18 protein-coding genes are annotated in these 20,153 nt (G+C 38.8%); 14 read left to right on the top strand and 4 right to left on the bottom strand.

The window, feature by feature from the left end; translation table 11 throughout:
• The first annotated feature begins 407 nt into the window (after window positions 1-407).
• From ACTB00_RS18355 to ACTB00_RS18370, 4 genes are all read left to right on the top strand, one after another.
• Entirely contained in the window at window positions 408-1,160 is a 753-nt protein-coding gene (locus ACTB00_RS18355; protein ID WP_463301367.1) for an MlaE family ABC transporter permease, read from the top strand.
• 9 nt (window positions 1,161-1,169) lie between these two features.
• Window positions 1,170-1,901: an ABC transporter ATP-binding protein gene (locus tag ACTB00_RS18360; protein WP_463301368.1), complete on the top strand. Its 732-nt coding sequence runs from the start codon at window positions 1,170-1,172 to the stop codon at window positions 1,899-1,901.
• 156 nt (window positions 1,902-2,057) lie between these two features.
• On the top strand, window positions 2,058-3,038 hold the full coding sequence (locus ACTB00_RS18365) for an MlaD family protein (protein ID WP_463301369.1): 981 nt from the start codon (window positions 2,058-2,060) through the stop codon (window positions 3,036-3,038).
• A 92-nt stretch (window positions 3,039-3,130) separates the two neighbouring features.
• Window positions 3,131-4,711: an O-antigen ligase family protein gene (locus ACTB00_RS18370; RefSeq protein WP_463301370.1), complete on the top strand. Its 1,581-nt coding sequence runs from the start codon at window positions 3,131-3,133 to the stop codon at window positions 4,709-4,711.
• Here ACTB00_RS18370 and ACTB00_RS18375 read toward each other — a convergent pair.
• Window positions 4,700-5,782 (bottom strand): glycosyltransferase, encoded by a 1,083-nt coding sequence (locus ACTB00_RS18375; RefSeq protein WP_463301371.1) that lies wholly within the window; start codon window positions 5,780-5,782, stop codon window positions 4,700-4,702. The two genes, ACTB00_RS18370 and ACTB00_RS18375, sit on opposite strands and share 12 nt — an antisense overlap.
• Window positions 5,783-6,134: 352 nt before the next feature.
• Here ACTB00_RS18375 and ACTB00_RS18380 point away from each other — a divergent pair, with 352 nt between their 5' ends.
• From ACTB00_RS18380 to ACTB00_RS18400, 5 genes are all read left to right on the top strand, one after another.
• A complete protein-coding gene (locus tag ACTB00_RS18380) occupies window positions 6,135-6,899 on the top strand; it encodes a Rossmann-like and DUF2520 domain-containing protein (RefSeq protein WP_463301372.1) in 765 nt (254 codons plus the stop codon).
• A gap of 9 nt (window positions 6,900-6,908) precedes the next feature.
• Complete coding sequence (locus ACTB00_RS18385; protein ID WP_463301373.1) at window positions 6,909-7,439, top strand: KdsC family phosphatase; 531 nt, start codon at window positions 6,909-6,911, stop codon at window positions 7,437-7,439.
• A complete protein-coding gene (locus tag ACTB00_RS18390; protein ID WP_463301374.1) occupies window positions 7,439-8,020 on the top strand; it encodes a Maf family nucleotide pyrophosphatase in 582 nt (193 codons plus the stop codon). Before ACTB00_RS18385 ends, ACTB00_RS18390 begins: the two co-directional genes overlap by 1 nt.
• A 97-nt stretch (window positions 8,021-8,117) precedes the next feature.
• The gene (locus tag ACTB00_RS18395; RefSeq protein ID WP_463301375.1) at window positions 8,118-9,116 is read left to right on the top strand and encodes a substrate-binding domain-containing protein; all 999 of its coding nucleotides are present in this window, start codon (window positions 8,118-8,120) and stop codon (window positions 9,114-9,116) included.
• 94 nt (window positions 9,117-9,210) lie between these two features.
• Window positions 9,211-11,364: a S46 family peptidase gene (locus tag ACTB00_RS18400; RefSeq protein WP_463301376.1), complete on the top strand. Its 2,154-nt coding sequence runs from the start codon at window positions 9,211-9,213 to the stop codon at window positions 11,362-11,364.
• On the opposite strand, the gene ACTB00_RS18405 is transcribed toward ACTB00_RS18400, so the two are convergent.
• A complete protein-coding gene (locus ACTB00_RS18405) occupies window positions 11,361-12,347 on the bottom strand; it encodes a hypothetical protein (RefSeq protein ID WP_463301377.1) in 987 nt (328 codons plus the stop codon). The genes ACTB00_RS18400 and ACTB00_RS18405 overlap by 4 nt on opposite strands.
• Window positions 12,348-12,422: 75 nt before the next feature.
• On the bottom strand, window positions 12,423-13,238 hold the full coding sequence (locus tag ACTB00_RS18410; protein ID WP_463301378.1) for a hypothetical protein: 816 nt from the start codon (window positions 13,236-13,238) through the stop codon (window positions 12,423-12,425).
• Between the two features lie 178 nt (window positions 13,239-13,416).
• Between ACTB00_RS18410 and ACTB00_RS18415 the strand changes: the two genes are divergently transcribed.
• The gene (locus ACTB00_RS18415; RefSeq protein ID WP_463301379.1) at window positions 13,417-15,477 is read left to right on the top strand and encodes an acetate--CoA ligase family protein; all 2,061 of its coding nucleotides are present in this window, start codon (window positions 13,417-13,419) and stop codon (window positions 15,475-15,477) included.
• Between the two features lie 496 nt (window positions 15,478-15,973).
• Here the strand turns inward: ACTB00_RS18415 and ACTB00_RS18420 are convergent, their stop codons facing one another.
• Window positions 15,974-16,366: a hypothetical protein gene (locus tag ACTB00_RS18420; RefSeq protein WP_463301380.1), complete on the bottom strand. Its 393-nt coding sequence runs from the start codon at window positions 16,364-16,366 to the stop codon at window positions 15,974-15,976.
• 121 nt (window positions 16,367-16,487) lie between these two features.
• Between ACTB00_RS18420 and ACTB00_RS18425 the strand changes: the two genes are divergently transcribed.
• The 4 genes from ACTB00_RS18425 to ACTB00_RS18440 all read left to right on the top strand — a co-directional run bounded on the left by ACTB00_RS18425 (window position 16,488) and on the right by ACTB00_RS18440 (window position 19,928).
• Entirely contained in the window at window positions 16,488-16,682 is a 195-nt protein-coding gene (locus ACTB00_RS18425) for a DUF2188 domain-containing protein (protein WP_463301381.1), read from the top strand.
• Entirely contained in the window at window positions 16,664-17,323 is a 660-nt protein-coding gene (locus tag ACTB00_RS18430) for a hypothetical protein (RefSeq protein WP_463301382.1), read from the top strand. Before ACTB00_RS18425 ends, ACTB00_RS18430 begins: the two co-directional genes overlap by 19 nt.
• Window positions 17,324-18,063: 740 nt before the next feature.
• Window positions 18,064-18,900, top strand: a complete 837-nt coding sequence (locus ACTB00_RS18435) for a hypothetical protein (RefSeq protein WP_463301383.1) — start codon at window positions 18,064-18,066, stop codon at window positions 18,898-18,900.
• Between the two features lie 188 nt (window positions 18,901-19,088).
• Entirely contained in the window at window positions 19,089-19,928 is an 840-nt protein-coding gene (locus tag ACTB00_RS18440; RefSeq protein WP_463301384.1) for a hypothetical protein, read from the top strand.
• Window positions 19,929-20,153 lie beyond the last annotated feature (225 nt).

Here is a 20,153-nt window from a genome sequence, read left to right on the forward strand (position 1 = left end):
CGCCGATGGTACTGCAGAAATGTGGGAGAGTAGGTCGTCGCCATTCTTTACCAGCCCGTTGTTCTCCAGAGCAACGGGCTTTTTGTTGCTATACATATCATCAAACCTGTTCTCATCTTACCTTTTTTCTACAAAGTTACAGGCTTAAGGTGTAGACTTTTTTTCTATATCTGTTTGCATTTATCTACAGAAGTTGCTCTCATCTCATTATTATTTAACATCATATTCATATTCCAGTAATATTCTTATTTGTGTCAAATGTTCAGATTATGAGCGAATTAGGCTCTTGCTTTTCGAATGCTTACTTTGTAATTAGTCAAAAGTATTGTGTAGAGTATAGTTATTGCAATTGAAGAGGAAAGTCATAACTGCACTATAATATGATGCTAAGTAAAATAACTAGCTCGTTGAATACATTTTTCATTGAGGTGGGAGATATTTTATTGTTTACAGTAAATGTCGTCAGGCAACTGTTTAGTGGCCCATTTGAGCACAAAGAGTTAATCAAACAAGGCTATCAGATTGGAAACAAGACTTTGCCGTTAATTGCAATTACTGGTTTTATTATGGGACTGGTTTTGAGCCTGCAATCGCGTCCGGTTTTGGTTGATTTTGGCGCACAGTCTTTGCTGCCCGGGATGATTGCTGTCTCAATCATCCGAGAAATTGGGCCAGTCATTACTGCACTTCTTTGTGCCGGAAAGATAAGTTCGGGAATTGGTGCGGAACTGGGTGCAATGAAAGTAACAGAGCAGTTGGATGCCATGGAGGTATCCGGCACTAAACCGTTAAATTTCGTAGTTGCCTCCCGTGTGTTGGCAACTACTTTATTGGTTCCCATACTCGTTTTTTTCGCTGATGCTGTCGGGCTTTTAGGTTCTTTTGTAGCAGTTAATATGCATGAAAGTATGTCAGTTCGACTATTTATATCTCAAGCATTTAATTCACTTAGCTTTTCAGACGTTGTTCCTGCAACGGTCAAATCTGTGTTTTTCGGGTTTTTTATTGGACTGATTGGTGCATATAAAGGGTATCATACCGATAAAGGAACGGAGTCAGTAGGGATTTCAGCAAATTCAGCCGTTGTAACAGCTTCGTTGGTAATATTTATTATTGATTTAATTGCTGTGCAGGTATCGGATATTATTTACGGCTTTTAAAAAAATAGGATGGAAAACGTTATCGAAATAAAGAATCTTAAAAAGGGATTTGGAGAGAAAGATGTGTTGAAAGATGTTAGTATGGTTTTACCAAGGGGTAAAAATATTGCTATTTTGGGTGAATCGGGTACTGGTAAGTCTGTTTTGGCAAAATGTATTGTTAGGCTGATAGAGGCCGATTCGGGTGAAATTTGTGTTTTGGGAAAAGATATTCTGGGTGTGGAAGATGAAGAACTTGACGAAATGAGAAAGAAGGTTGGTTACCTTTTTCAGGGTGGAGCGCTTTATGATTCAATGACGGTTAAGGAAAATCTTGAGTTCCCTATTCGACGAACCCAGGAGTCAAAAAACAAGAAGGAAGTTGCAGAAATGGTAGAAGAAGCACTGGAAAGTGTTGGCTTGAAGGATGCGATTAATAAAATGCCTGCTGAGTTGTCCGGAGGTATGAAAAAGCGGATTGGTTTAGCCAGAACGCTTATTCTGAAGCCTGAAATAATTCTGTATGACGAACCAACCACTGGTTTAGATCCGGTTACCTCAGGAGAGATTAGTGAGCTTATTCTTCGTGTTCAGGAAAAATACAATACGTCGTCAATTATAATCACCCACGATATCAAGTGCGCACGCATTACTTCTTCTGAAAAATTGAAGTTGATGATGGGCGGGAAGTTTTATGTTGAAGGGACTTTTACAGAGCTAAGTGAGAGTGATGATAAGAAAGTTAGCTCCTATTTCACTTAAAAGTGAAGTTGTGAAATGAGCTTGTAAAAGTTTTGAGACACGGGAGAATCATGGTAATTGAGTTCGTTCGAAATGAGCTTGCGAATTCTATTGAAAGACTTTAATACAATCGATAGAATGAGAGGAACTCTTATGAAAATTTAAAATTATAATGAGATGAAGAAAAATAAGAACCAGCCGTTGAAGCTTGGTATATTTGTAACACTCGGTTTATTTATATTCATAGTTGGTATTTACTATTTAGGTAGTAAACAGGATTTGTTTTCGTCAACCTTTACAGTAAATAGCTATTTCAAAGATGTAAAAGGTCTCGTTCAAGGCAATAATGTTCGATACTCAGGAATCAATGTCGGTACGGTGTCGAAAATAGATATTGTTTCAGATTCTACGATTCTTGTTAAAATGTCAATTAATGATAAAGTAAGAGAGTTTATACGAAAGGATTCGAAAGTTGAAATTGGGAGTGATGGGCTAATGGGTAGCAAAATTGTTAAGATTCATCCCGGGTCAGCCAATGCTGGAAGTATCTCCGATGATGATGAATTAGAATCGACAAACTCGCTGGATATTGAAGAGATTCTTAAAGAAGCCAAAGTAGTTATTGACGATGGGCAAATAATTACGAAAAATCTGGTTGAGATGACTAATAAATTGAATAACGGAGACGGCGATATCGCTAAGTTGCTGAATGATGACGAAATTACGACAAAGCTCAGTCAGTTTGGTGATGAAATGATTTCAGTTTCACAGAGTATTGATGGTATTACTCGTAAGATAAACCGAGGCGAAGGCGATTTGGGAAAACTGGTGAACGACACCACAATCACTCACGAGTTTCATACAGCAATGGATCAATTTGGAAATATCATGTCTCGCACTGATACGATTGCAAACGAGCTATTGATTTTTTCAAAATCGATGAATAATGGAAACGGACTTGTAAATCGGTTGGTTTATGATTCCACCATGGCGGATAATGTCGACACGACGATTTATAAAGTTGGAAAGAGCGTTGATAATATTGTTGATGCTGCTGAGACCATTGAAAAAAGTTGGATTTTCAACCTTTTTTCAGGGAATAATAAAAAAGAACGTCAGGAAGAACGGAACACTCGAAGGCCAGATAATATGAAGTAACTCTACTTGTTTTATTTTAGTGGTCAAGGAATAGTTTAAATTGGGTATACTATATTATTTTCGCAAGCGTTTTAAACTATTAAAGGTAAAGGATGACCAAGCTAAATCGGATCGACTTTTTTTATGTGGCAATGTTAATTTTTGCCGTTGCATTGCCTTTTTCTGAAGGATTAATATCGACGTCGATCGGGTTATTATTTTTGGCATCCTTGTTTCAATTAAAGAAAAGCAAGATTAAAGCTCGCTTCCGAAATCATCAACTGTTACTTTTTCCGGTGGCAGTTTTTTTGGTTTATGTGCTTTGGTTAGTTTTTACTAACGACTGGCATTGGGCCATTTATGATTTAAAGAAGAATCTATCGTATTTGCTGATTCCTTTAGCTTTTATTTTTGCGCCATCTATTTCAGCAAAGTTACAGCGAAATGTTTTGTATGTTTTTGTTGTCGCCGTTTTTAGCTCAGCATTAATCACCTTTGTCTATTTTTATTTACAAGATGAAAACTCACTACTAGAAGCGCAGAAGTATGGATTTATACATCACATCCGGTTTAGCTTTCAACTGGTTTTATCACTAATTCTGATTGGCTATTTTCTGTTAACCGACTTTTATCAGCAAAAGAAATCCCTCAAATTAATATCGGTTGCCGGGGCAATTTTTCTGGTTGTTTTCCTGATTTGGCATCAGTCGCTCACTGGAGTGCTAACTTTCATTGGGACTGCGTTTTTTTGTTTGCTTATCCTGTCTTCTCGCATAAAAAAGCCAATACTCAAACGAATTATTTTAGGCCTTTTGCTTGTTTTGGTTTTAGCTCCGTCGCTCTATTTAGCTTACGCCGTAAAACGGTTTTACACAGTTGAAAAAGTTACAACTGAAGAATTAGCAGAAACAACTCATTTGGGTAATAAATACAACCATAATTTGGATAATAAATTGCTGGAAAACGGACATTACGTCTGGCTTTTTGTTTGTGAAAAGGAGTTGGAATTAGAATGGAATAGGCGAGCTGATATTAAGTATAATGAAGTTGATGAAACGGGTTATCCGGTTAGTCAAACACTGATCAGATACCTGACTTCGAAAGGACTGCGTAAAGATGCAGAAGGAGTCCGAAAACTATCTGATCAGGATATAAAAAACATAGAGCATGGCATAAGTAATTATATTTTTGCAGATAAAGGAATATCTCTTTATCCCCGAATATACATGAGTATTTGGGAGATTGATACCTACCTGAAAACAAGGGCTGCAAACCAACATTCGTTGGCACAACGTATTGAATATACTCGTGCTGCAATAACAATTATTAAAGATCATTTTTGGTTAGGAGTGGGAACCGGAAACTGGAAAAAAGCTTATGCCGAGGCCTACGAAAAGAATCAGTCTAAAATGGATCCGGCTCGCTACGGAAATGCACATAACCAGTATCTCAATTACATGGTGAAGTTCGGCCTTATAGGTTTACTATTGATTGCCTTTTTTATCGTTTACCCGGTTGTGAAGTCAAAAGCATATCGGAGTCCGATATTCCTGCTTTTTCTGATTAGCATGTTTATTGCAAACTTTGGCGATTCAAACTTTGAAACCCATGTTGGCTCCAATTTCTTTATATTCTTTTATTGCTTTTTCCTATTCCCCTGGATGGATAGAAGTTCTGAAAAGTTAACCCAATAGTTTCTCCCATTCAGCCATGATTTTTTCGAAGGAGAATTTTTGAATGACTGATTCTCTGGCTTTTTCACCCATTTCTTTTCGTTTTTCCGGATGGGTTGCCAGAAATTCAACTTTATCAGCAAATGCATTCATATCTGCATAATCAATTAAGAAGCCGTTTTCCCCATTTTCAATAATTTCCGGATTGCTGGTTAGCTTAAAAGCAACAGGTACTTTTTTCTCTGCCATGGCCTCCACCATAGCGTTCCCAAAACCTTCCCAAAGCGATGGAAAAACAAACAGGTCAATGCTGTTTAAAAAGCTTTTTACATCCGATTGAAATCCTGCCAGCTCTACCAGATTTTCCAGCTTATTTTTCTGAATTAGCTTTTGTAAGTTGTTTTCCAGCGGGCCGCTACCAACAATATAGAGTTTGAAATTGAGTTTTCTTTCTCGTAGAATATTTGCAAGCTCAACCAAATGCTTTTGTCCTTTCTGTTCTACCAGCCGTCCAACATTTCCTAGAATAATTTTGTCGTTTGCGCTAAAATCAGGAGCACTCACCGGACGTGAATCCCATTCTTCAAAATTAATTCCGCGGTAAATAACCGGTACATTCGATTCGTCTAAATGGGGTTTCAAATGGGTAAGGAAGGCTTTTCGGGTATCAAGCGAGTTGGGCACAGGATGCGTGATGACTTTTGTTAACAGATAACGATTTAATGTATTGCTTTTTACCGGAACAGCCAATCCTCGCATGTAAACAATATTCTTCACACCCGCTTTTTGGGCAGCGAGTCCGCCAAATTTCAAATCGGGAGAAGAATTTAAAAACAGGGTGTCAATGTTCTTTGATTGGAAGAATTTTGCTAATGCATTTATTTTGAATGGATTTAAAAATGATAGATTCGAAATTTTGTAGGTGTAAACCCGAATTCCGGATTCTCTTGCTTTTGACTCCAATACCGAATCGGAAGAAGCAACAATACACACCTGGTAATTATGTCGCTGAAAATTTATAGCGTATTCCAGATGCGATTTTTCGCCACCGCCCCAGAATAAAGTGGAGTTAAAAAAGCAAATGTTTTTCATGTGTTTATAATTGTTTATTTTTTGCAACACATGGAACTCGCTTTAAATAATCATGCTTCTGTGTGTGAATATTTTTACATGCTCGTTTCATCTGATTATAATTGCTGGTTTTAAATGCATCATCTGGAACTCGCTTATAATCATCCTCCTTGATGCAAGAACTTTAAAATGCTCGTTTCATTTGAACTCATTTGAGTTTAAAAATAGTAGATCGGTAACAATTACAGCTATTTTGAATGGAAAAACTATTTAATACGCCAGATTGGATTTGTGGTTTGAAAAAAATAGGTGGACATAAAACCGGGAAATTGTTTTGTTTTTAGTTATTTTGAAACAGCAAAAATCCTCAAAAATGATAAAGACTGTAACATTGGTGGGAGCTGGAAATTTGGCGACACAACTGGGTAAATCTTTAACGGAAAATGGAATTGAAATAGTTCAGGTATGCAGCAGAACTGAAACTTCGGCTAAAGCATTGGCTGATCAGCTAGGCTGTCCTTATACTATTGACTTAAAGAAATTGAAACAAGCTGATTTAGTTATTGTGTCGGTAAAAGATGATGTGCTTGAACGGGTTTTAAAGCAAATTGATAAACGCTCACGAGTTGTCCATACGGCGGGAAGTGTGCCTATGGAAATACTTGCCGGCTATTTCAAGAATCACGGTGTATTTTATCCACTGCAAACTTTTTCCAAACAGCGAGAGGTCGATTTTTCAAACATCCCAATTTGCCTGGAAGCAAGTTCTGTCGAATTCTTACAGGAATTGAAACAATTGGCCAATCGGTTATCGCAGAATGTATCGCTGGTTAATTCTGAAGAACGGGAATCATTGCATTTGGCGGCAGTTTTTACGTGCAACTTTGTCAACCACTTCTACCATATTGGCGATGGTTTACTTGGAGAAAAAGGACTGGATTTTAGTTTGTTAAAACCATTAATTCAGGAAACAGCGCTGAAAGTGATGTCGTTAAAACCAATTGATGCACAAACAGGGCCGGCTGTTCGCTACGATGAAACAATCATCGATAAGCATCTGGAATTGTTGTCCTATAAACCGGAACTTCGGAAAATATATAGTTTTATTTCGAGAAGTATTTATAACTCAAAAAAATAAGAATAGAAGATGGCGTTTTTCAAAGAAAGATTAAAAAATATAAAGGCCTTAGTTTTTGATGTTGATGGGGTTTTATCTGCGGATACAATGACTCTCGACGAAGAGGGTGTTCCGGTTCGAACGGCTAATGTGAAAGACGGCTATGCCTTGCGAAATGCCCTCAATATGGGATATAAAGTGGGAATTATTACCGGTGGGAACTTAGAGCGGGTGCGCTTTCGTTACGAAAAATTGGGCGTTGAATATATCTATATGGGCGTGCGTGATAAGATGAAAAGTCTTGAGGATTTTAAGTCGAAAACGGGAGTGCAGGATGATGAAATCCTTTTTGTGGGTGACGATATCGTGGATTATCAGGTAATGAAAACAGTTGGAATAGCGGTTTGCCCGATTGATGCTGTCAATGAAATTAAGGAAATTTCTTCTTATATTTCGGACAAGAAGGGGGGAGAAGGCTGTGCCCGGGATGTCATTGAGCAAGTCATGAAAGCACAGGATACGTGGATTAACGATCACTCATATTATTGGAGGTCAACTTAATGGTAATAGATAATCTAAATAAATATCAACTCATATTGGCGTCAAAATCACCCAGACGTCAGCATCTGCTAAAAGAGCTTGGATTGGATTTCAAGGTGCAGGTTTCAAATGTTGAAGAATATTATCCGCCGGAATTTGGAATGACGGCAATCCCAGAATATTTGGCTGACTTAAAGGCGACTAAGGTACGTGAAGAATCGCCTGAAAATAGCCTGGTAATAGCTGCGGACACGATTGTTTGGAAAGATGAAGAAGTAATTGGAAAGCCAAAAGATAAAAAAGAAGCAGTAGCGTTGTTGAAGCAACTTTCGGGTTCACAACATCAGGTGATTACGGGCGTGAGTATTCAATCAGCTAGCAAAAAATACTCGTTTCATGCCGTAACAGAAGTGTGGTTTGATGATTTGACAGAAGAAGAAATAGAGTACTATGTTGATCGATTTAAGCCCTACGATAAAGCTGGCGGATATGGTATTCAGGAGTGGATTGGGTTTGTCGGTATCCAAAAAATTGAAGGCTCTTTCTACAATGTCATGGGACTTCCTGTCCATAAGGTTTATCAATTCTTAAAGCGCTTCTAATTTATTGTGTTTAATCCTGTTATGAAGCAGAGTTGAAACGCTCGCTTACTGATGTGAATTAACTATTTTTGCACCCTCTTTACTTGAGACTTAAGAAATGAAGAATTGTAATGTATTTATAGCGTGTTTGTTATTGGCTTTCGTAGCTTTTCAAAGTTGTCAAAAGTCAACTGTAAAAGTGGGGTTGTTGATGCACTCATTGGAGCACGAACGATGGGAGCGAGATAAATCTTTGATTACAGAGAATATTGAAAAATTGGGTGGCGAGGTTATTTTTAGAAACGCGAACAATGATCAAGCGAAACAAAACAGACAGGCAAAAGATCTGATTGAGCAGGGAGTGGATGTCTTGATTGTTGTTTCTTCTAACCAAAATGAAGCCGCGGAAATTATTGAGGCTGCCCATCGTGAAGAGGTGAAGGTAATTGCCTACGACCGGTTAATTCGAAATTGCGACCTGGATTTTTACATCACGACAAACAGTGTGCGGGTGGGCGAGCTACAAGCCGAGTACATGACCTCAATTGTTCCAACTGGTAAATATGCTTTAATTATTGGCAACGAAAATGACAACAACGCGTTAATGTTGTTTATTGGACAAATGAATGAGCTTCAGGAAAAGGTTGAATCAGGAGATATTCAAATTGTCTATAGTGAATATACTTCCAGTTGGACTCCCGAAGAAGGTTATCGCTGTACCAACGAAATTTTAGCTCAAAACGATAGTTCGATCGATGTGATAATTGCTGGCTCAGATGAGATTGCGTATGGTGTTCATCGGGCACTAAACGAAGCTGGATTATTGGGGAAAGTTAAAATTGTGAGCCAGGATGCCGATTTGGAGATAATCAGAGAAATTGTCAAAGGAAACCATACAGCCACTATCTATAAACCCCTGGGCGAAATGTCGAAGAAAGCGGCTGAAGTAGCTGTTAAGTTGGCTAAAGAGAAGACGATTGAAAAAGACTACACGACTGTCAGTAACGGCAAGCGACTTGTTCCGGCTTATCTACTTGAGCCAATTCTGGTGAATAAAGACAATATTTCTTCCACAGTTGTTGCAGATGGTTATCACCAAACTGAAGAAATCTATTAAGTCTTATTTTCTTGTTGTTTTTTGATTTTGTACGCTACCTCAAACCATTTTCTGGCGTTTCCTGTTTGTTACTGATAAAGCTTGTTTTAGAATAATGAAGAATTTTTTGTTCGCACTACTTATAATTGGTTGTTCTCTTTCTGCATTTGGAAAAGAGGGGATGTGGGTTCCCACCATGCTTGATAAGTATACCATTGATGAGATGCAGGAAATGGGTTTTGAACTGACCGCAGACGACATTTACAGTATCAATCAAAATAGCTTAAAGGATGCCGTCGTCATATTTGGCAAAGGTTGCACAGGTGCAATGATTTCCGATCAGGGACTATTGCTTACCAATCATCATTGTGGTTTCTCGTCCATCCAGTCGCATAGTTCGGTCGAACAAAATTACTTATCTGATGGGTTTTGGGCGATGTCAAAAGAGGAGGAATTGCCCAACCCCGGGTTGACTGCCCGGTTTTTGGAGCGAATGTTAGATGTAACAGATTCGGTGTATGCCGATTGTGATAGTTTGCAAGCTGACAACCTTCAACTGAAACTGAACGAAAACATTAAACGACTTCAGAAAAAGGCGTCCGAAGACGGAAAATACGAAGCAGTGATTAAACCCTTGTTTTTTGGAAATCAATATTTTTTGTATGTCTACAAAGTATTTCCTGATGTTCGTTTGGTGGCGGCACCTCCCGAGTCAATCGGGAAGTTTGGTGGCGATACCGATAATTGGATGTGGCCTCGACACAATGCTGATTTTGCAATCTTTCGGGTGTATGCCAATGTGAATAATGAACCGGCAGCATATTCAGAAAGTAATGTTCCGTACCAGCCCCGAAAGTGGTTACCAATTTCCCTTGATGGTGTAAAACCAAATGATTTTATGATGCTGATGGGCTATCCGGGAACAACCCAGGAATATTTACCTTCCCAGGCGGTTGAAATGCTGATTGATCAAAGTAATCCTGATCGAATAAAAATCCGTACAGCCAGATTGAATATTTTTTCAAAACATATGAAAGCTGATCCCAAAACCAGAATTCAATATGCATCTAAATTTGCCAAATCGAGTAATTCCTGGAAGCGATGGAAGGGCGAAATCAGAGGATTGAACCGATTAAATGCGGTTGAAAGAAAACGTGAATTTGAGGCAGAATTTGAAGCCTGGTATCAACAAAATAATCGATTGGAAGAACAGTATCGTTCTGTATTGCCTCAGTTTGATAAACTATATATGGATTTGCTGCCGTTCGACAGAGCTTATAATTATTATCAGGAAGTTGTTTTTAAAGGAATTGACATTTTCGATCTTCCAAGCTATTTTCCTAAAAGTGACAGAGGATGGAAACGCATGTCAGAGTCAAGAAGAGATCTTTATCGGCAAGCGATAGCTACGAAAGTTGATGAATTCTACCGAAATTACGACAAAGAAACGGATCAGGAGGTTTTTCTTAAACTTCTTCGAATGTTGCGTCAGGATCTGGATCCCAGTTTCTTGGCGGCTGACTTTAAGGAAATGTTTGATCGATACGATGATGAAAAAATTATTCGGAAAATATACGATAAATCGGTTTTGGCTGATCCGCAGAAAATGAAGGAAATCAGTTTGAATTTTAATGAAAAGTGGATTGACAAACTTCAAAAAGACCCTTTAGTTGAGCTTTACCATTCATTACGGTTTCATTACGTGCGAAATATTGAACTGGTTTATCGGGGCGTGAATGAAAAAATTGAAAACGTTCAGAAAACATATATGCAGGGTATTTTGGCTATGCAAAAAGATGAACGATTGTATCCCGACGCTAATTTTACAATGCGGATAGCCTATGGAAAAGTACAAGGTTATGAACCTCGCGATGGCGTGGAATACGATTATTACACAACCTTAACAGGAATTATGGAGAAGGTAGCGACTGATAATCCGGACTATCAAATTCCGGAGAAATTAAAAGCAATTTACAGCAGCAAAGATTTTGATGGTTTTTCAGAAAATGGCGAAATGCCGGTTGCTTATATTGCTTCAATTCATTCTACCGGAGGAAATTCCGGAAGCCCGGCAATCAATGAAAAAGGGGAGCTGGTTGGTTTGAACTTTGACCGCTGCTGGGAAGGAACCATGAGCGACATCATGTTCGATCCGGACCAGTGCCGCAACATCATGCTCGACGTTCGTTACATGCTACTCATTATCGACAAATATGCCGGAGCCGGTTATTTGCTGGATGAAATGGAAATCACAGGCAATACAGATTAATTGCCAAACTTATAAATAATCGCCAGCTGTTGCGACTGATCCAAGGTTCCTCCGTCAACTAGGTGAAAGGAAAGGTTAAAGCGACCTTCAACATATCTGCTGTTGATGAATTTCCAGATTACATCGGTTCGCCAATAACTGTCGACATCATAAAAGCGATCGCCATTCATAATGTTGTGTCCATCGCCCACATTTAAGGTTGATCGAAGTGCAAAATACTTGCTTTCGCCGTACAGTTGAGCCATAAAGCTATTGGAATCGACATAGCCATCTGTCAATCCTCGCTCCCGGTATTTCGAACTAAAAATTCCGGCTCTGACGTACGATTTTTGCAAAGAAAGAAGCTGGTCAAGATCAGAACCAACAAAAAAGATCATGCCCAAATCATCACTCACACGGCTTTCAGCTCCATGAATAGCCGTACCTGCAAAATGAAACAGCGTAATGTAATTTTGAAAGAAAAAATTAGCGTGCCTTATTTCGCCTGAAAAACCAGCCATAAAAGTTTCCCGCCGGGTATCTGTTTGTCTGCTTGTCCAGTCAACAAAGCCATTCTGGTGGCCCCAGTCCCAATTGTACCGACCGTAAAAGCCCTGGATGTTGGGGCGGTAATACAAAAGCGTATCAGTAATCAGCGCTAGCGGAAAATCAATCAAATCCATTCGCGGAAACGATCCGAAGTAAAACTCTTTCTGTTCATCATTGGCGTAATGATAGTAAGCCGTTAAAATTGGCTTTTGTTCTTCAATATTACTTCCAAATTCAAATAAATGACTCAGTCCAACCCGAATTTGGTGGTTTTCGTCTAACGTTGTTCCAACGGCAAAACTGGTTCGTTCTCCTAAGATCGTTTGCGAATTAGCGACCTGGCTTTGGAATTCACGATTATCTCCAAGACCGTGAAAAGTAACATCATATTCAAATTTTTGAGCAAAAACGCCATTTGCAGCGAGCAGGAGAAGAATTAATAAACAAACACGCATGATCGGATAAGTTGAAATTTATATTCGCTTACAAAGGAATAATAAAATTTTGAATTGTAATAAGATGGTGTTAAATCAATCACAAAGAATGTACATGTCGCGTTTTGGGTTGATGCAAAGCACGGGTACCTGTTGCGCTTTTTTGATGATTTTAGCTTCCGGAAGCCCAATAACCAAGTCGATTAAGCTAATGTTTTTACTGGACGGAATAATAAGTAAGTCATAATGAGTTTGATGACACTTATTCAGTGCTTCAAAAGGTAATTTAAAACTACCTTTTGGAGTTTTCTGTATTTGAAAATCGAGCTTGAATTTCATCAGAAGCTTCTCGATAAACTTCAAATTCTTACGGATCATTTTGGCATCGTCTTTATTTTTTTCGGTGGCAGCTAATACAGTTGTTTTTGCCTGGTTAAAGCGACCAAAATAACTGGCCCACAATGAGGTGTCTTTCATGACCTTTCGGAAATCAACAGGCAATATTGGGTTTTTGTAGTTTAAAGAATGCTCATCGCTGCTATTTACAAACAGGAACGGAATTTGGCTGATTTGCAGGGCCGGTAATTTCTTTTTTACCTTTTCAGACGTGAGCACCAACATAATCCCATCGTACTTATTAGCAATCCGGTCGATACATTGAGTGAGATCTCCTTTTAGCGTGAGGCTGGAAATCGGGATATTGGGCAGATCGTTTTTTAGCTTGTGAATAATTTTTCCCAGTGCTTTCTGAACGGCTAATTTATCGCTCTTTCCTTTTTGCTGAAGCGGATGAAACAGGCACAGCTCTTTCTGAAATATACCGGAAATCCGCACACCATGCACGATGGCATTGTTCATCGACTCCGAAAAGTCACAAAGCACCATAATTCGCTGTTCTGAAAGATTTGCCATACGAGCCAAAGCTATTTAAAAAATTAGAAAGATGGAAGTGTGAGGCAGGAAGAAGGGGGTTCATTTTCGGTCATGTGCATTGCCGGATAGCTTTCTTTCAAATTCTCCCTCTTCCTGAGTAATATCAGATTCAATTGAACGGCTAATTCGTAAATTAGATCAAAAATAGCCCACTGTTATGTTGACACGAGAATTGATCTGCCCTAAAAGTATCGTTGTAATTGGTGCATCGAACGATATCAGAAAGCCAGGAGGAAAACTACTCAAAAACCTGATTGACAATAACTATCAAGGTGAGTTGTATGTCGTAAATCCCGGCTCAGAGGAAGTTCAGGGAATCAAAGCTTATCCTAGAGTTGAACAGCTACCCCAGATCGAAACTGCGGTATTAGCGATTCCTGCCACGCTTTGTCCTGATGTTGTGTTGCAGTTATGTAGAGATAAAAATACTCGCGGTATCATTATTATTTCAGCAGGATTTAGCGAAATAAGCGAAGATGGTCGAAAGCTTGAACAGAAAATCGTCAACATCGTAAATCGGTACGAAGCTTCATTGATCGGGCCGAACTGCATTGGGATTATTACCCCGGCACATGCCAGTGTGTTCACCACTCCTGTTCCCGCACTCGATCAGATGGGCTGCGATTTTATCTCCAGCTCCGGAGCAACAGCGGTTTTTATTATGGAATCAGGCATTCCTAAAGGACTTCATTTTGCCAGTGTTTTTTCGGTCGGTAATTCAGCACAGCTTGGAGTCGAAGAGGTGCTCGAATTTATGGATGAGGTTTTTGATCCGGCCACCAGCACGCGGGTAAAGCTGCTCTATATCGAAACAATCCAAAACCCGGATAAATTACTAAAGCATGCTTCATCGTTGATCAGAAAGGGGTGTAAAATAGCGGCCATCAAAGCAGGTAGCAGCGATGCCGGAAGCCGGGCTGCTTCTTCACACACCGGGGCAATGGCTAGCTCTGATTCCGCGGTGGAGGCACTTTTTCGTAAAGCCGGAATCGTGCGTTGTTATGGCCGCGAAGAACTGACAACCATTGGTTGCGTGTTTATGTGCAAAGAAATGAAAGGGAAACGCATGGCGATCATTACGCATGCCGGAGGCCCGGCTGTTATGCTAACCGATGCACTGGAAGCCGGCGGATTAAAGATTCCGCAAATTCTGGATTCTCCGCAGAAGCAGGCTTTAAAGGAAAAGCTTTTTCCCGGTTCGTCGGTTGAAAATCCCATCGACTTTTTAGCTACCGGCAATGCGGAACAGCTTGGAACTATTATTGACGCTTGCGATATTGATTTTCAGGAGGTGGATGGGATGGCTGTGATTTACGGAAGCCCCGGTTTGTTTCCGGTTAGCGATGTTTATGAGTTGCTCAATCAAAAAATGCGCACCTGCAAAAAGCCCATTTTTCCGATATTACCGTCCATTATCAATGTAAAAGAAGAGCTGGCTTATTTTGTCGACAAAGGAAATGTAAATTTCCCGGATGAAGTTTTGCTGGGGAGTGCATTGACTAAAGTGGTCAGCACACCCAAGCCACATACGGATGATATTTTTTTGGATGGGATTGACATTGCTGAAATTCGACGAATTATTGATGAGGCCGAAGACGGTTATCAACCTCCAAAAGTTATTCATCGTTTGTTTGACGTCGCCGGCATTCCTCGGGTACAGGAAATTGTTGTCACAGCAAAGAAGGAAGCATTGAAAGCCGCCAAATCATTGGGCTGGCCGGTTGCAATGAAAGTCATTGGTCCGCTGCATAAAACTGATGTCGATGGCGTTGTGCTCAATGTGCGTGATGAAGAAATGATGGCACACGAATTCCAGCGATTGATGAATATTCCGAATACCGAAGCAGTTTTGGTGGCTGAGATGGCGGTTGGTACTGAATTGTTTATTGGAGCTAAATACGAAGAGCGCTTCGGTCATGTTGTGCTTTGCGGAATGGGGGGAATTATGGTTGAATTGCTTAAGGATGTCACTTCAGGTCTGGCACCTCTTGGCTTTTCAGAAGCGATCTCCATGATTCAAAGTCTAAAATCGTATCCGCTAATCAAAGGCTATCGCGGGCAAGACGGTATTAACGAGCAGCGATTTGCCGAAATTATTGTTCGTCTGTCGAGCATGCTGCGATTTGCCGTTGAGATCAAGGAACTGGATATTAATCCGCTATTGGGACGCGGGGATCAGATTCTGGCTGTTGACGCCCGGATTCGGATTGAAAAGTAGGCTAGCCCGGTTTCGGCTTGGCACCGTTTAATGAATTCAACTTCCTCTTATATCCCCAGTCGTAAGCATATTCATTAATCAACAGCTAAGAGAGCGCCATTCCGGACTTGTTCCGGAATCTTTCTGCCGGTAGCTCCTGAGCAAATTTCGGGTTTGATGGTTTTCAAACCGCCATTTGCTCGTTGCTGTCGCCGGAGCCTTGCCCCAAACCCCGGATCCTTTTTTGCCTTGATACCAAAGAGGATTCGAAAAAGATCAAAGCTGACGGGGCTTTTTTAACCAAATTGAGAACCGATACAATCGCAACCACCGAATAATGAAAAACAGGAAGACAAAATTTCAGTTAGCATGCCCTTGATTTTCCACGGGTTTATTTCGAAACATAATACACACCCCTCCCATCTACTTAATCATAGCTTATCGATATTCAATACAACGACATTGAATTCCTCTTTCTTGCATTCTTGTTTTTTGCCGAAAACAGTGGTTCCGGTTTTTATTTTTCTTGTTTTCTGTGTGGAGAAGGAAAAAAATTTTCCAGAACGTTGTTTTCTGTGTGGAGAAGAAACCGGAAAATATTTTTTGCTCTCGCAGGGAGAAAACAACAAAAAAGAAAATTAATTTCCTTGTCTGCAGCACGTTTCAACAAAAAGAAAATATTTTTTTGCGTTTTTCTGTGTGGCGAAGCTCCCGGATTTTCCAGAATTTGCTCCACAACCGGTGACAAAATCCTCAGGCGCTCCGAAACGCCGCCAGATCGGCCAGACAAGTCGCTCCTTGCTATTTCTTTACCCCACAGCCTACCTTCAAACGCACCAGTGTTTGGTTTACAGTTGTGCAAACTTTTCAATATATGATAATCAGACAAACTATTTTTTGTATTTTGCAAAGCAGTAATAAACAGAAAACTAAAATTGATAAAATAAAACGAATAGCGGTGTATATGTACTAGTACATATAGACATCGTTAGGCTTAATAGCAAAAAGACAGCAAACATAATTAAATAGAAATGGCAAAAAGATATCATGTAACAAAAAGAGGCGATGGTTGGGCTGTTAAAAGAGAAGGAAGTCAAAAGGCTTCAAAGGTTCATAAAAGCAAAGACGCGGCAACAAAAGATGCCCAAAAATTTCGCGAAAAAGGTAGTGATGTTGTAATTCACAAACGTGATGGTTCTATTGAAAGGTGGCAAAAGAAGAAATAAATATGGAAAATTTTAATAAAAACATATTTGTAAACTGCCCTTTCGACAAGGATTTTATGCCGCTATTGAAACCCTTGCTTTTTACTATAATGTATTGTGGTTTTAATCCTCGAATTGCACTCGAAAGACTTGATTCTGGAGAAGTACGACTAATGAAAATTAAAGAACTAATTGACTCATCTAAGTATAGTGTACATGACTTATCAAGAATTAAATCCAAAGGAAAGGATGAATATTTCAGGCTAAATATGCCTTTTGAGATTGGGCTAGACATGGGGTGCAGATTGTATCATCCAGAACCAATTTATAGACAAAAAAGAGCACTCATTTTAGAAACGGAACAATACTCTTATCAAAAAGCACTATCTGATTTGTCAAACTCAGATGTTAAATGCCATAAAGGAGAACCCGAAGAAGTGGTTTTTGAAATCCGGAGTTGGTTTAGTGAACTTATCGACGACGAAATGCCAGGTGGCTCAATGATTTGGGATGATTATAATGTGTTCCTTACTGACCTTTTTGAGGCGATGAAACAAAACGGACTGAAACAAAAAGATATTGACAGAATGACCATTGCAGAACTAATCAATAAAATGAAAACTTGGATTAATGATAAAGCTACTAAGCCTAACAAATTGTAAATTGCATTGCGGGGTTCGTGGTGTGTCGTTCGCTGGATTCTCGTTTCGCAGTTCCGTGTCTTTCGGACAGGAACGCTCTTCGAAATCCGCAACGACAACTTACAAGTGACCGTTAACGCCAAGTTTAGCAAAAAATAAATTGGTGGTTATCTGAATCGTTCGTTCTTTGGTTTTTTGGCTCGCTCCAAAATTGCTGACACAAAACTTGCAAAATAAAGTTTGGTGCTGTTGCCAATTTTCGCAGTTTGACAATTTGTAAAACCGTTTTGCAGCCTGACTGTCCAGCGCATTTTTAGGAACAGTCGGTGGTTATTTGACAGTTTAATTTTTGGTCGTTTTTTACCGGACACAAAATTAAATTGGCGGACAGTTTTGTACTCGCAAGTTTTCCGCCAGCGCATAAGTCAGGAATGGTCAAGTTCACGTTTCGGCGGGGCAAACCGCCGTTGGTTACTTGCTAGTCCGCAAGCAGTTTTGATTTTTGGGGGTTAAGAAAAAAATTAAAAAAGCGAAGTGGTTATTTAAAACTTTCGCTCAGAAAATGATACTTTTATATTGTTAACAAACATACGATGAACAATAAAAAACCAGGCGTTAACAATTTGTAGATGGCAGGCGGGGGTTTTAGCGGTCTGACAAGTCAGACCTCATGCTCACTTTCCTGCGGGTCTGACAGGATTTCTCTTCGAAATCCCGCCCGACCACATACAAGTGACCGTTAACGCCAAGCTAAACAAAAAATGAGCAGACTACTAAAATATGGACTTATTGTTATTGCAATTTTGATTCTTGGGCTTGGAATAACTTATGTGATTTTTATAAACACATTTGATTTATTCGATGATCCCGAAAAAAAAATTGTTGAAACTGTTTATGATTATGAAGGCTTAAGACAAGCTTCGATTTATAATTATAGAGCAAATACTTTAACAATGTTATCAATTGGTGTTTCTGTTGATTTAGTATCTAAAACATCCAAAAATGATAGTAAAGAATTTGTAGTTTTTTCAGCCTATCCTCTATTTGACTCAATTGAAATTAAATGGATCTCATTTGACACTTTACAAATTATTTATCCTAATGATTGTGAGATAATTACTCAAACAGACAAAGTCGTTTTTAGTGACTCGACCTTAAATGTCAATGTTGTTTTTGCAAATAAAGACTCTTTATATGAAAATAAAATAAATAGGTTGATTAATCAAATTGAAAACAAGGAGAATACTAGGATTAAAATTGATTCAATTAATTCAGGAATCTCTATCAACCTTAAAGAGATAAAGGAATTGAGAGATTCAATTGAGATTGCATTTGACGGATATTTTTACGGCGAACCAGTTACATTAATTCATAATAGAAAAAATATATTTCAAGACACGTTGAGAACAGAAGAATCAATGGGCTTTTCAACAGACGTGAGATTTAAAAGAGGATTGACAAATAATAAGTTCATATTATTACTTGAGGGTAAGAAATATGAGTTTGTAGAGGATAATAAATATAACTTCATTCATATTTCTGACACTAGAGATGGATTCTCAATTGTTTACACAAATAAAGGATATGTATATGATTAAAATAAATAAAAGCCAGGCGTTAACATTTTATAAATTCCATGGCGGCCTCAGTGGTACGCCAGCGGCGGATTCCCGCATGTTTTCCTTGTCCGTATGCGGACAGGAAATCACCCGCAATCCGCCACGTAACTTATAATTTACCGTTGGCAGCAAGTATTGAGGACACCCTACAATAATATATAACTACAATGAGTCGAGATGATTTTACAAAAAGCACAATTGATATTCTTGCAAAAAGAGTAGGATACTTATGTTCAAATCCTAATTGTAAAAAACCAACAATTGGAGCACATGAGCAAAAAGATAAATCAACTTCAATTGGGATTGCAGCACATATTACGGCTGCATCTCCAGGAGGCCCAAGATATGATGATACTTTGACAATTGAACAACGAAAAAATATAGACAATGGAATTTGGTTATGTAGCAATTGTGCAACGCTGATTGATAAGGATAAAGAAAAATATAAAATTGATTTGATAAAAGATTGGAAAATTAAAGCAGAGATAGATAGCAAACTTCGGTTAATCGGAGAGCTGAAAAATCAAGATACAAATAATCCTTACCTTGAAGTAGATTTAATTTACAAATCTGGAATGAGATTAAATAATGGTTATAGCTTCAAAAATCCATCAACGATTGAAAACGGAATTAGGATTTTTGACGTCAATCATTTTCCAATTATTCATTGGAGACTAATTTGGAAATTTAATCTCACAATTCATAATAATTCATTATCTCCTGCATACAACGTACAGATTGAGGAATTAGGAGACATTAAATTTTCACAAATGGATAATTTACCAAAGATTAATAATATTCCTCAATTTGAAAAAATTGATTTAAGAGCAAATTATGAGACTCAACTGGAGAGTGATTATCGAGAAGCTGATAGAATTTATAAAACTAAAATTCCTGAAGATTTTGAAAAACTACAATTAAAATTGAGTTATCAGGATAATAATAGAGAGACACATTTTACGATAGTTGAGTTTAAAAATGATGACATACAAAATTACAAACAATAAATACCAGCTGCCAACACACAATATAAAACAGTTGGGGTTCAGTGGTTTGCGGGGTTTTGGTTCTCGCTCCAACTTTTTCCTCGGTGGACAGGAACGCACTCCGAAAACCCAACCGTTTCATATTGTCAACCGTCAGACTGTCTAAAAACTAACCGTATTGTTAAAAACTCAGGCAGATGTCAACACCACTGAAAAACAAATAGTTGTATCTTCAGGCATGAAGTA

This window comes from Sunxiuqinia sp., from assembly GCF_055140945.1.